Origin of the sequence: Vulcanisaeta sp., from assembly GCF_049966235.1 — an archaeon.
In the GTDB taxonomy this organism is placed as follows: domain Archaea; phylum Thermoproteota; class Thermoprotei; order Thermoproteales; family Thermocladiaceae; genus Vulcanisaeta; species Vulcanisaeta moutnovskia.
The window spans coordinates 1-12139 of record NZ_JBMFVA010000030.1 but is presented as its reverse complement, the minus strand read 5'-3'; the positions used below and the strand labels follow the sequence as shown (position 1 = coordinate 12139).

Here is a 12139-nt window from a genome sequence, read left to right as displayed (position 1 = left end):
GTAGCGGTTAATAGAATTGCAACATCACCAGCTGGCGACATGTAAGACACTGATTGATAGACCGCATGCCAAAAACCAACAGCTCCTCTCTTTAACTGTGTAGGTTTTACAGGTGGGTTAGACATATAAAAATACTATATCACGTTTTAGAATATTTAAATATTACATACCATAATAATGCATTATATTAATAGCATTATTCATAGGTTATAAACATTATTTCTAGATTTTCAAGATATAATAATTAAAATATTATCTTCTTTATTTCTTTTAATTCTTTGTATGTTTTTTATAGTTTTTCCCTAAATTATATAGGAAATGTTTATTAAATAGCAACTTTGTTCTTAAAATATATGGCATCTGAGGATTTTGGTAGGATTGTACGTGAGCATTTATTTGGTACTTGGCGTAGGCAGAGGGGTTGGGAACCCCTGAGCGTTATTAAGGCTGATGGCGTTTACTTCTATGATTCCCAGGGTAGGAGGTACCTGGACTTCTCCTCACAGTTGGTTAATGTTAATCTTGGTTATGGTAATGAGAATGTAATCAACGCCATTAAGAGGCAATTGGAGTCCCTTCAGTATATTTCGCCTGTCTTCGCTACCGAGACCAGGGCTAGGGCTGCCAAGGCGCTACTTGAGATTATGCCCGAGGGCTTGACTAAATTCTTCTTCTCTACCTCAGGTACTGAGGCTAATGAAGCTGCCGTTAAGACAGCAAGACTCTATAAGAAGCCCGCATTCAAGATAGTTGTTAGGTATAGGTCGTATCACGGGTCAACATTTGCATCAATTTCGATGACTGGTGATTATAGGCGTTGGTTCGTTGAACCGCACACAATGCATGGTGTTGTCAGGGTACCTGAGCCATACTGCTATAGGTGCCCGCTCGGCCTTAAGTATCCTGAGTGTGGCTTGGCATGTGTTAATTACGTTGATTATGTTATTAAGAATGAGAAGAATGTGGCCGCGATACTGGTTGAACCAATAACTGGGACTAACGGTGTTGTTGTGCCGCCTAAGGAGTATTTACCAACGCTTAAGAGGATTGCTGAGGAGAATGACGTGTTGTTCATTGCTGATGAGGTTATGACTGGTTGGGGCCGTGTTGGTGATTGGTGGGCTGTGAATCTATGGGGTATTAAGCCCGATATCTTAACAACTGCTAAGGGCGCATCTGCATCGTACGTACCTATAGGCATAACTGCAGTTAGTAAGAAGATTGCTGATTACTTTGAGGATGAGTTCTTTGCGCATGGGCATACCTTTGAGGCGCATCCTGTCTCATTGTCTGCCATACCAGCAGTCATTGAGGAGTATAAAAGGCTTGACTTGCTTAATCATGTTAAGGCGATGGGCGAGTACTTGAGTAGAAGGCTTGAGGAGTTGAAGGATAAACATAGAAGCATTGGTGATGTTAGGGGTGTCGGTCTATTCTGGGCCATTGAATTCATAAAGGATTCCAGGAAGACACCCTTCGGCACGTATGATGATAAGTATAGGGGTTTAGCGACACCAGTTGATAGGGTGGCAGCTGAGTTACTGAAAATGGGTGTTTATGTCTATAATGGGCCATCCTGGTTCATAGTAGCACCACCCCTAATAGTAACTAGGGAGCAGATTGATGAAGGTATTGAGAAGATAGACCAGGTAATTAAGAAACTTGATGATCAATACCAGGGTTAATATCATAGAATATTTTTTATTATATCATAATGATAATCAACAATAATTTCTGAGTTATTAGGTTAATACTTATTAATCTGTTATTCTTTGTTTTGATGTATGCCTCTGGAGGTTTCTAGGAGGTCCTGGGGTAGGTTGAGGCAGTTTATTAATGGTAGGTGGGTTGAGGCTCACGCTCTTGGTTATGCACAGCTTTATGACCCAGGTGTTGGTGATGTGATCGGTGAGGTGCCGCTTGGTGGTAAGGAGGATGTTGATGAGGCTGTTGAGTCTGCCCATGAGGCATTTAAAAACTGGAGTCAAGTACCAGTACCCGACAGGCTTCAGTACCTCTTTAGGCTTAAGTGGGTTATGGAGGAGTTTAAAGAGGATTTCGCTCGTGTTAATACGCTTAATCATGGTAAGCCAATTAATGATTCTAGGGGTGATTTGAGGAGGAGTATTGAGAATGTCGAGGCGTCAATAGCCGTGCTACTAAGCCTATCCAAGGGTGAGTATCAGCGTGAGATTGCTAGGGATATTGATGAGATAATGATGAGGGAGCCGCTGGGTGTATTCTCAATAATTACTCCATACAACTTCCCAATAATGATACCCTTCTGGTTCATACCGTATGCGGTGGCCCTGGGTAATACCGTGGTTGTTAAGGTTAGTCCCGTAACGCCAATACCCATGACGTACGTGATGGAGAAGATAGCCGAGGTATTCCCACCAGGTGTTGTTAATTTAGTCCACCTGGACAATTCAGTTGTTGATTACCTGGTTAGCCATCCACTTATTGAGGGTACTGCATTTGTTGGAACATCAACAATAGCACTTAAACTCTATGAAACCTCGGCAAGGACTGGTAAGAGGTACCTGGGTGGTGGTAGTGCGGCGAATTATGCCGTTGTTATGCCAGACGCTAATCTAGATAAGACTGTGGAGACACTAATACATTCTAAGTATGGTAATGCTGGTCAGAGATGTCTGGCCATTCAGAATATCGTAATCGTCGGCAATGACGACTTTTATAATAAGTTCAAGAATGCCTTTATTGAGAGAGCTAGGAGATTGAGAGTTGGTTATGGACTTGAGGAATCCACTGAGATGGGCCCAATGACCACTGAGCAGTATAGACGTAACGTAATTGCTAAGGTTGATAAGGCGATCAATGATGGTGCTAAGGTAGTCCTCGACGGTAGGAATTATAAAGTACCTGATTACCCAAGAGGCTTTTATCTAGGGCCAACAATACTTGAGGGTGTTACACCGGACATGGATATTGTTAGGGAGGAGATCTTCGGCCCGGTGGCTAATTTAATCAGGGCTAAGAACCTTGATGAGGTTATTGATTGGATCAATAAGGGTAAGTACCACCACTCAGCAGCCATATTTACACAGAGTGGTGCCTGGGCTAGGCAATTCGTTAATAATGTAGTTGTTGGCAATGTTGGGATTAACATAGGTGTTGCAGCACCAGTTGGTTGGTTCCCATTTGGTGGAAGGAAGATCTCGGGTCTCGGAAGCCACCACCCACAAATAGATGTTGTTGATTTCTTTACGGATAGAAAAATAGCAATAACGAGGTGGTTTTAATATTAAAGTGGAAGAGTTGCTAGCTTGCCTTTCTGCCTATTATTAAAAATGTCGTAGCCAAGTACTTAAATGGTACATGAGTACCTAGCGTGCGGTCAAAAACGTAGAACAACGAAGCAAGTCTCTTTATCTTGTTGGTACTCCATTGATGAAGTCTTGATGGTATTACATTAGACAGTACATGAATACCCCTAATATCAACCACCTTAAACCCATTATTACTCAGGATATCTGTTAACTCCTTAAGTGTAAAGAACCTAAATGGTACAACCTCATTGTTATGACCATACCAATAACCAACATGCCCCTTACCATCAAATAAACCCTTAAGGAATGCCCTCATTGATATACCACCAAGTAATGCCTCATAAGCCATATCAACACATACCAGGTTATCGGCATCAAATATTAAGTAACCATCATAATCCAAGACCCTAGCCACCTCCTTAAATGCATTCTCAGAATTAACAATATGATTAAAGACACTACCGTATGCAACAACGGCATCGAACGACCGATCCTTAAACGGCAATTTAATAGCATCCCCCTGTGTTGGATCACTGCATCTCCTAGACTTAATGCACTTTGTGAGTGAAGCCCGTGATATGTCAAGACTAACTACGTGATAACCACGTCTCCTAAGCAGCATTGTCCAGATGCCCGTTCCACTGCCAAGATCAAGGACCTTACTCTGTATTTTAACACCGTCAAAATAGTACTTAAATATTCCATAAAGTTCGCCATATAAGTGCCTATAGTATTGTGAGAGTTTTATGTAAACTTTTTCGTATCTCGGTGCTAATTCATCATATATTGCGCTTACATACGTTTCGTAATTATCTATAGATGATTGATCGTCACCCTCCACTCCCAACCTCCCAGTTTCTCGGGAAGAAGTGAGTTAATAAATGCTTCTGTTATGAAAGAAATGATATATAGCTTAAAGACCATTTGTTTTAAGTAAAACATTATTTAGACATGATTTAGCCCCTCATGAATATCTTATCCTTCAATTTACCATCCTCAAAGATAAGGTAAGCAAGCTTAAGTGCGCCAACCATGTATTCACTACCAGCATTGATAACAGGGATCCTCTTACCCTGTCTACATTGTACGTAATCTATACCTGGTGATTCATGAATATGACCATGAAGACCAGCAGCTGGGCAGAAGTTCTCGAGGATCTCCTTAACCGCTATACTACCTGCATGGTCCATAACTACGTCACCACCTGCAGTTACAGGCCTTAGGTCAGGTGTTAACTTTGGTGCTAGGTCTATATTCGTTCCATATGGAGGTACGTGTATTGCAGCCAACAACCTAGTCATCTTGCTTGGATCAACCTGGCTAAACAATCCCGTTAATTTTTCCTTAAGTGCCTCCTCAGGTAATTCTCTCTCAGTGTGCCAGGGTGTTGGGTTTGAATAACCAAAGCCAAGTATTAGATACTTATTTACCTCAATTATTCTTTCGTCGCCGTAAATCAAAACATCATTATCCAATTTCTTAATAGCTTCAACAAATTCATGTGGATCATCATTTCCTGGGAAATAGAACAACCTAACATTAGACTGCCTATACCTATCCTCTATTTTCTTCATCCAGTCGGTGAAACTTTCTGTCATTAATCGCACCAAAACCTCCTTAGCCCTATTTGGATTCTTCACCAACTCGTCATACTCATCCTCACCAACAATGTATGGATAATAACCACTATTTTTCGCATCTCTTAGTATTTCATTTAATTTGTTTTCACCAAATTTCTTAACCTCGCCAAACACATTGGCCGTATAATCACCTGCCTTCAACTTAATAATTGGCATTAATGCCTTGCCTGTTAGGTCACCATTGAGAATTACGATATCAGCCTTAAACATCTTAGGTATATTAGCAAGCTTTGCATATGCTATCTCTGAACCATGTAAATCAGATACTAATACAACCCTAATCCTATCTCCCATTGACTCAATTCTCTCATTAATGCTTTAAAAAGTTTTTCCTTGAATTCACATAAAACAAATATTAACTGTGAGTAAAGCTTATAAAACAAATATTTATTGTATTATTTAGATGGACCAGGACATTGTAGAGGAGAAGCTACAGAGAGGCCTTTCGATGATTGAATCCTGTAGTAACTACAATGCGACGTGCAGATTACTTGGTGGTATTGCCATTGCTTATTTAGTTCGTGATATCTATCCTGAAGTTCCAGCACTAAGGCGTGAACCAAAGGATGTTGATTTGGCGGCCCATAAGAAGGATTCCCAGAAGATAACTAAGGCTCTCGAAAGTATCGGAATACAATCCGATAGGCAATTTAATGCACTTCATGGTTGGGAGAGATTGAAGTTTAGGGACCCGAAACTCAATATGGTGATTGACGTATTCCTCGACGTCTTTAGGGAGAGCCACGTTATCGAACTCAAGAACAGGCTTGAGAAGTTCAGCCCAACAATACCACCGAGCGACCTACTAATGACCAAGTTCCAGATTTGGGAGATAAATGAGAAGGACCTTAAGGACATAGTAGCCATGCTCTACAAATTTGACCTAGGTGATAAAGATACAAACAATACCATAGATCTAAATAGAATAATTGAATTAACATCAGACGACTGGGGATTATACAAGACAACCATCGTTAACCTAGACAGAACAATAAACTATATGAATAGTACAGACCTGCCGGGCAAGGCCAAGGACAGGGTAATGAGCAATATAGATAAGTTAAGGCAATCAATAGAGAAGGCTCCCAAATCAATGAAGTGGAAGATGAGGGCCACCATTGGCGAGAAGGTTAAGTGGTACGAGACACCCGAGGAAGCTTAAAATTACGCTTTCCATTAAATTAAACTAGAAAGAATGAAGGATTTTCATTCGAAATAGAAAAATAAGACATATAAAATCACGTTAGTATATTAGAATTATATGGACTTCGACACGGCAAAGACATTAGCCGGCATAGGGGCTATACTGGCGGGTTTTGGTATGTTTACACATGGTATATTGACCATAGTAGGTATTGTACTATTCCTCATAGGCATGATTAACCTAGCCGAATACCTCAATGACAATGAACTCAAGTCAAATATTATTCACTGGTTCATATTCGCACTAATAGCAGCTATCGTAATTGCGATTGGAGCATTCATATTCGTACTAAATGCAGGACTATTACTTAGCCACCTCTTAACACCAGCACCACCAAACATCCCATACCCACAATCAACACAATCATTACTACCAACACTATTACCCATAATAACAACAGCAGCAATAATCATAGCATTGGCAGGCGCATTCTACGTAATATCGGCAATATACCTACGCAAAGCAATGAACAACATGTACACCCACACAGGCGAAAACCTTCTAACGACTGGCGGTCTACTCTACCTAATAGGTGCAATACTAACATTCATAGTGGTAGGCTTAGTAATAATTCTAGTGGCGTGGATCATAATAGGCATCGCAATACTCACAGCAAAACCAATAGGCAAAACGCAAAATATTTGATAAGGACCCTTAATAGGCAAACATTTAAGGAATGCACTAAGGGACTATTATGATGATTATTTCGAGTAATAGGTTCTTACTTATTGCTACCATAGCATTAATAATTCTTGACGCCTACATAATGTACGTCCATACCCTAGGGAGCCCATTACCATACATAAAGGTGTTGGAGACTTGGGCCCATATATCGTAGTTAACATCCATAACAATGACTTATTACTATATAGTGGAATACAAAAAACATTATATACTACCGAACACATATACGTTCCTGAGTACATTATTAGTATTAAAGATTATGATATATTGAATAATAGGCAATTATGGGTTACGAACATAACAGCCAACACAACAATACTAATGCCTCAATTCGACAATATTAATAACACATTATTTATACTAAGTTACGGTGAGTATCCAACCCACCCATTTACTGAAACGATCATTAACGTAACAGTGATAAGCATACCGACGGGAGACGTAATAAACTCCACGGCAATAGCAAGCACCTACTACCCCTTCACAACCGGTATAATTGATAATTCCATATACCTATTCACATTTCCGCTCACAGGAAAAGGTATAATGAACCTCGCATACTATAGGCTCATGGATCGACCTCCCTACGTAATCATGCTCTGGAACCGAACATTTACTGACGTCTGTGGTCCATATAGCACATCAGGGCCTATAGACGCATACGTTTCCAATAATTACCTGCTCATAACCGTACCATGCAATACATCATTACGCATATACCTACTCAATAAGGCGAGTGGCGAACCAATAATGAACACACTCATAACAATCAACAAAAGCATAGTTCATGTCTTCGGTCTTCTCAATAACACGATCATTTATCAATGTGGGCCACAAATATGTGGGCTAAGCATAATTAACAATAGGACCTGGGCAGTACCGATAAATGGTGATTTAATATCGGTAGGCATTTATGATAATAAGGCCCTAGTCCTAGTGTTTTTGAATAATACGGTATGGCTAGACGTCATTAATCAAGATGGGTCATTAATACTACATAAGGGCATATGGAGAGACCTAGGTGCACTTAGCTCATATTGTTATATAGATATTTATCAATACTGGGCAGGTATATTTCAATTAACTAGAGACATCTTCCTACTAACGGTAGGCCCCTTCGCCTTCAGCTTCTACAATTTAAATTATTATTGCTTACCTGTGCTGTACATGGTCATAAATGTCAGCAATGACAAACAGATAATGAAGTTAACCAGGTTCGATTGGTCGGGAAGTATATACAGTATCATTCCATCTCTATACATAGACTATGTGAGTAGCCATAACATCATTTTTCATTATGTAGTGATAACCATTGTATTAGGTACCTAACAACGCCTGACGCTGTGATTAATGATTGGTGGTATTACGCAATTTTCGACTCACAATACTCAATAATCGCAGTAACAATGGCATGGATAGCACTTATAGTGATCGCAGTAATAAGGCCGTACCTAACGAAAGGCAGATCCAGAGATCAGTGATAAAACACGTATTGATCAGTGCGTTCATTATACCTAAAGTTGTTTGTTTAACATATACGCTGTGTAAATCTATAGTTTTGATGGGTAGAATAGCGCAATACTTCTTAACTCCTTCAAATGGGTCCATGGGTATTGGTTGTTCTTAATGTTAAAGGTTAATTGAATTAGGTGGTAAAAGTAAATAACACTGTTGTAGGAATTATTTACTAGAGGTTTATGTCTAGCCGTAGTATTGGCTATGGCATCTGCCCAAGGTGTGGTAATCGCGGTGTGCTCATTATTAAGGAGTTGAGTGGCGGGTACTACGCTTATTATAGGCATGGCAAGGTTTGGCACTACATTGGTCCGTTATCCATATTCTATGACCAATTAATTAATAGTCTCTATAACGAGTATAGGGAATCCCTAAGGAAATTAGCCACACGGATTAGCGCTACCCGCGGAAATACCACGGCTGATAGACAAATAATTAATGCATTAGTTGATGGTTTGACCCACGTACGTAGGGGAATACTTTGGCTTATGATATTAAGTGCGTTGTTTTACGTAATAGCACTCGCGATAGTTATCTCAAGGATCACCCCAATCACTGGGGCTGTGGAGGTGGTTAATGCCGTAATAAGTCTTGTTTTGACATATGTTTTCCTGCTCGGTGGGTTCAATATATTAAGCGGCATAGATTATGCGAGGTATGGTATGGGATTGAGCGGTACTTACTTGAGGTTTGTTGGTATATCCCTAGTAATGGTGGTGGATGTTATGTATGCCCTATCAATTGTGGCGCCGACCGTGGTAGTACCATTGACGGTAATAGCTGGGGTAACAATCGTGGTGTCATGGGCTCTGATATACACGGCAATCCTCAGATCAACCAAGTACATAGACCTAAGTAGAGCGATTAGAATAGGGATGGTACTAGCCTTAATGGGTTACTCCCTCGATTTGGTCCCAGGGCTCAATGAATTTGGTCCACTCCTACAGATAATTGGTGAGGCACTCATAGTAATGGACCTAGGTATCGCCATAGCTAGGTTAAAACGTGAAAGCTAATGAAGTACGTCCATTGTGGTAGGGCATTACCAATAAATAACGATGCTGGGTTGGGAACGTGTATGGTAGAAGGTAAAACCCCAGGTACCTGGTTCAAATACCTGGTGATTACGGCATCCTTACTAACCATAGTACTACTGTACATATATCTATACTACAGTGTAGTAGCACTAACCCCGCATGGTAATGCTAATACTGTTTATTTGGGTCATGACTTATCGATAAACTATACAGAGTCAATAAATTACTTTAGGGGTACTGGTGGTTTAATTATCATAATTGGACCACAGAAACTGTACAATGAGGTTTACCAAAGAGCCCTAGGTCTCGGCATTACTAATGTGTATTACGCAGGGCTAAACCTCAGCGAGGCATTGACGTTACTAATACGTAGGCCAGGCTCAATATTAATCATCGACCTGCCCTACATTAGAATGAGCCCAGCCGAGTTGAGTAATATGGTCGTGCCATATGTGAGGTACGGCATCATAGCGTTCTACAACGCATCGCCAGTAATACTCCAGGACTATGCCCTAAATGTCCTATTAAGGGCTGAGGTTATTAATAACGTGGTTAATGGGCACTACATAGCCTTCATACCCTACCTAGCCGGAGGTTCCCCATTCAGTGTTGAGGCAATTACTGATTATGGGAATAGGCTTGACGTGTCCATAGGCTATAAATTGAGTTTGAGGGGTTTAATGTTAGTACTGTATGAACAAACGCATGATGCATACTCTGATCCGTGTAGAGTGACCTCAACAGGCCAGTTAAACCTACCTGGCGGTAGTTATTATGAAAGCCCAACATTCAATGACTATGGTGGTCCGTACAGCGATTCGTACATTTCCAGTTGGTATTACGACTTCTGCATCTATTACCCATCTAATTGGGAGTATACTGCAACAGTCCCTGACTACATTAATTTATTTCCATATGAGTGGGTTGACGTACAACCCCAAAGCTCGTATAGCTTAGCCTACTACGAATGGACACCGCCTAGATCCGCCATAACCACCTACAGCATGGGTATTGCGATTGATTACTCATCATCATGGGAATGGTATAGTAGTGGAGGGGGTTATAGTAATGGCCTTTCGCCAATCTCAGGACCGCAGGTCTTTTCATCACCAAGCTCCACATCCTCAACTGTTTCCGACCCAGCCAATGTAGTGCATAGCGATTTACCCGTGGTTAGTAACGTGTACTCAAACGATACCTGGTCACTAATGCTTAGTAATGCCGCATTTGGCGGTGCGGTGCAGTTTAGCGCTGGTGATAATGGTGTACTTAACTTACCCTCAACACAGACAGAGCCCTACTACACGGGTTACCTGCCGGTCGATGGTAACTTCACGATAGAATCCCAGGAATTCCCATCTGATGGAACGCAATGCATGTATTACTATTACTACGCAATACAACTTAAGTGGTATGTGATCTACGGAACATCGCCAACAACCCTAAGCTTCAATAACGAAAGCTACGTAATACGGTCACCGGCACTCAGTGGCATAGCATGCTTCCCAGCATACCCGCATTAAACGTTAGTCCTCTTAGTATCAACATAACTATTCATGATATAAAACCAAAAATTTAGTTAGGGATAAAAGGGTGGGTTATGAGTAGATTAGTAATATGAGGCTTTCATACACATTGCTAATTATAGTGCTAGTTCTCTCATCTTCAGTAACTACATACTATGCATATCAATACCTAACAAAACCAATATATTGCATGTGCCCCGCGGTATTTCTCAATGAGGTCTATAATACTTACGTTTATTACAACAACAAATTGATTTATCACGAGTGGTATTTCGAGGCTTGGCCGACACCCTGTTGCGATAATTTCCCAGGGTTAAAACCACCAATAACCTTCAACGGCATAGTTAACGAAACAACATGCATACAGATAACGGGAATAACCCCACCACCTGGTATCGTCAATTATACATGCATGATAGCCCACAGCGGTAATGCCATGATCATAATACCAACGAGGATAGTAGCCCAGGAGGATAGGGCATGCAGTATTGAGAGACTACTGCAGAGATTCCTCACTTATGACGAAATGGGCCTAGGCACACTGTATGGAAATACGCAAACCCTAATAACGGGCATACCAATCATTAAGGAGTTTATAGGCAATAACAGGGTCTTCCTAATCGGCCAGGAATTCATAACAAACACGACAAAGGTTAGCCACTACCTAATTGTTTACGTTTCGGGAATCGAATTAAAGATAAGCGTTGAATCAATAGGCATAAGGACTGGTATGACGCAGGAGATAGGAACAATAACCGTGCAGTACTACTACTCAACAAACATCAATGAGACCAACACAATAATCATAATGTTAACGCCAAGGCAGTGAGCTATACATCAATGTTATTACTCACGGCATAATCATACAGCCTAAGGGCAATCCTCAATAAATCCCTGTAAAACGCCTTGGCCGGGATTTCACGAAGAACGTCAATAGAGACTTGAGAGTAATTATGCACGAGGACGCTCCTGAAGCCTATCATCCTTCTAAAGGCCCTTGAGTCATCATCACTTATAATACCGACTTGGCCCAAGTAAATGGGTACCTCAGAGTATGTTGATGGTGCCTTAAGGTCCTTCTCGACCATTATGTGCGAGCCCATGTTAATGAGGGCTTGAATGGCTACTTGAAGACAGTGCAATATCGCTAACGAGCATGGGCAGCGCATCAATAATGTTAACACTATCCCTAAACATAACCGCAACATTCACATCACTAAGAGGACTGAATAAGCCATAAACC

The 12139-nt window shown here is 40.9% G+C and carries 13 protein-coding genes; 10 read left to right on the top strand and 3 right to left on the bottom strand.

All coding sequences use genetic code 11. The annotated features are described in order from the left end of the window. The first annotated feature begins 353 nt into the window (after window positions 1-353). Window positions 354-1685 (top strand): aspartate aminotransferase family protein, encoded by a 1332-nt coding sequence (locus tag ACP5L5_RS10930; RefSeq protein ID WP_428763756.1) that lies wholly within the window; start codon window positions 354-356, stop codon window positions 1683-1685. A 99-nt stretch (window positions 1686-1784) separates the two neighbouring features. After that, window positions 1785-3263 (top strand): aldehyde dehydrogenase family protein, encoded by a 1479-nt coding sequence (locus ACP5L5_RS10925; RefSeq protein WP_428763754.1) that lies wholly within the window; start codon window positions 1785-1787, stop codon window positions 3261-3263. A 19-nt stretch (window positions 3264-3282) separates the two neighbouring features. On the opposite strand, the gene ACP5L5_RS10920 is transcribed toward ACP5L5_RS10925, so the two are convergent. Continuing rightward, window positions 3283-4131: a methyltransferase domain-containing protein gene (locus ACP5L5_RS10920; protein ID WP_428763752.1), complete on the bottom strand. Its 849-nt coding sequence runs from the start codon at window positions 4129-4131 to the stop codon at window positions 3283-3285. A 115-nt stretch (window positions 4132-4246) separates the two neighbouring features. Further along, a complete protein-coding gene (locus ACP5L5_RS10915; RefSeq protein ID WP_428763750.1) occupies window positions 4247-5224 on the bottom strand; it encodes a metallophosphoesterase family protein in 978 nt (325 codons plus the stop codon). 109 nt (window positions 5225-5333) lie between these two features. Here ACP5L5_RS10915 and ACP5L5_RS10910 point away from each other — a divergent pair, with 109 nt between their 5' ends. The 8 genes from ACP5L5_RS10910 to ACP5L5_RS10875 all read left to right on the top strand — a co-directional run bounded on the left by ACP5L5_RS10910 (window position 5334) and on the right by ACP5L5_RS10875 (window position 11725). Further along, the gene (locus tag ACP5L5_RS10910; protein ID WP_273302827.1) at window positions 5334-6092 is read left to right on the top strand and encodes a hypothetical protein; all 759 of its coding nucleotides are present in this window, start codon (window positions 5334-5336) and stop codon (window positions 6090-6092) included. Between the two features lie 99 nt (window positions 6093-6191). Then, window positions 6192-6779, top strand: a complete 588-nt coding sequence (locus tag ACP5L5_RS10905) for a DUF996 domain-containing protein (protein ID WP_428763748.1) — start codon at window positions 6192-6194, stop codon at window positions 6777-6779. Window positions 6780-6831: 52 nt separating this feature from the next. After that, entirely contained in the window at window positions 6832-6972 is a 141-nt protein-coding gene (locus ACP5L5_RS10900) for a hypothetical protein (RefSeq protein WP_428763746.1), read from the top strand. Then, entirely contained in the window at window positions 6954-8147 is a 1194-nt protein-coding gene (locus tag ACP5L5_RS10895) for a hypothetical protein (RefSeq protein ID WP_428763745.1), read from the top strand. Before ACP5L5_RS10900 ends, ACP5L5_RS10895 begins: the two co-directional genes overlap by 19 nt. Window positions 8148-8161: 14 nt before the next feature. Next, window positions 8162-8299 carry a hypothetical protein gene (locus tag ACP5L5_RS10890; protein ID WP_428763743.1) on the top strand — a complete coding sequence of 46 codons (138 nt, stop codon included), beginning with the start codon at window positions 8162-8164 and terminating at the stop codon, window positions 8297-8299. 216 nt (window positions 8300-8515) lie between these two features. After that, the gene (locus tag ACP5L5_RS10885; protein WP_428763741.1) at window positions 8516-9349 is read left to right on the top strand and encodes a hypothetical protein; all 834 of its coding nucleotides are present in this window, start codon (window positions 8516-8518) and stop codon (window positions 9347-9349) included. Next, window positions 9349-10893 (top strand): hypothetical protein, encoded by a 1545-nt coding sequence (locus tag ACP5L5_RS10880; protein ID WP_428763739.1) that lies wholly within the window; start codon window positions 9349-9351, stop codon window positions 10891-10893. Before ACP5L5_RS10885 ends, ACP5L5_RS10880 begins: the two co-directional genes overlap by 1 nt. A gap of 94 nt (window positions 10894-10987) precedes the next feature. Further along, window positions 10988-11725 (top strand): hypothetical protein, encoded by a 738-nt coding sequence (locus ACP5L5_RS10875; protein ID WP_428763737.1) that lies wholly within the window; start codon window positions 10988-10990, stop codon window positions 11723-11725. Window position 11726: 1 nt separating this feature from the next. Here ACP5L5_RS10875 and hepT read toward each other — a convergent pair whose 3' ends face one another. After that, window positions 11727-12065 (bottom strand): type VII toxin-antitoxin system HepT family RNase toxin, encoded by a 339-nt coding sequence (gene hepT / locus ACP5L5_RS10870; RefSeq protein ID WP_428763736.1) that lies wholly within the window; start codon window positions 12063-12065, stop codon window positions 11727-11729. Between the last annotated feature and the right edge of the window lie 74 nt (window positions 12066-12139).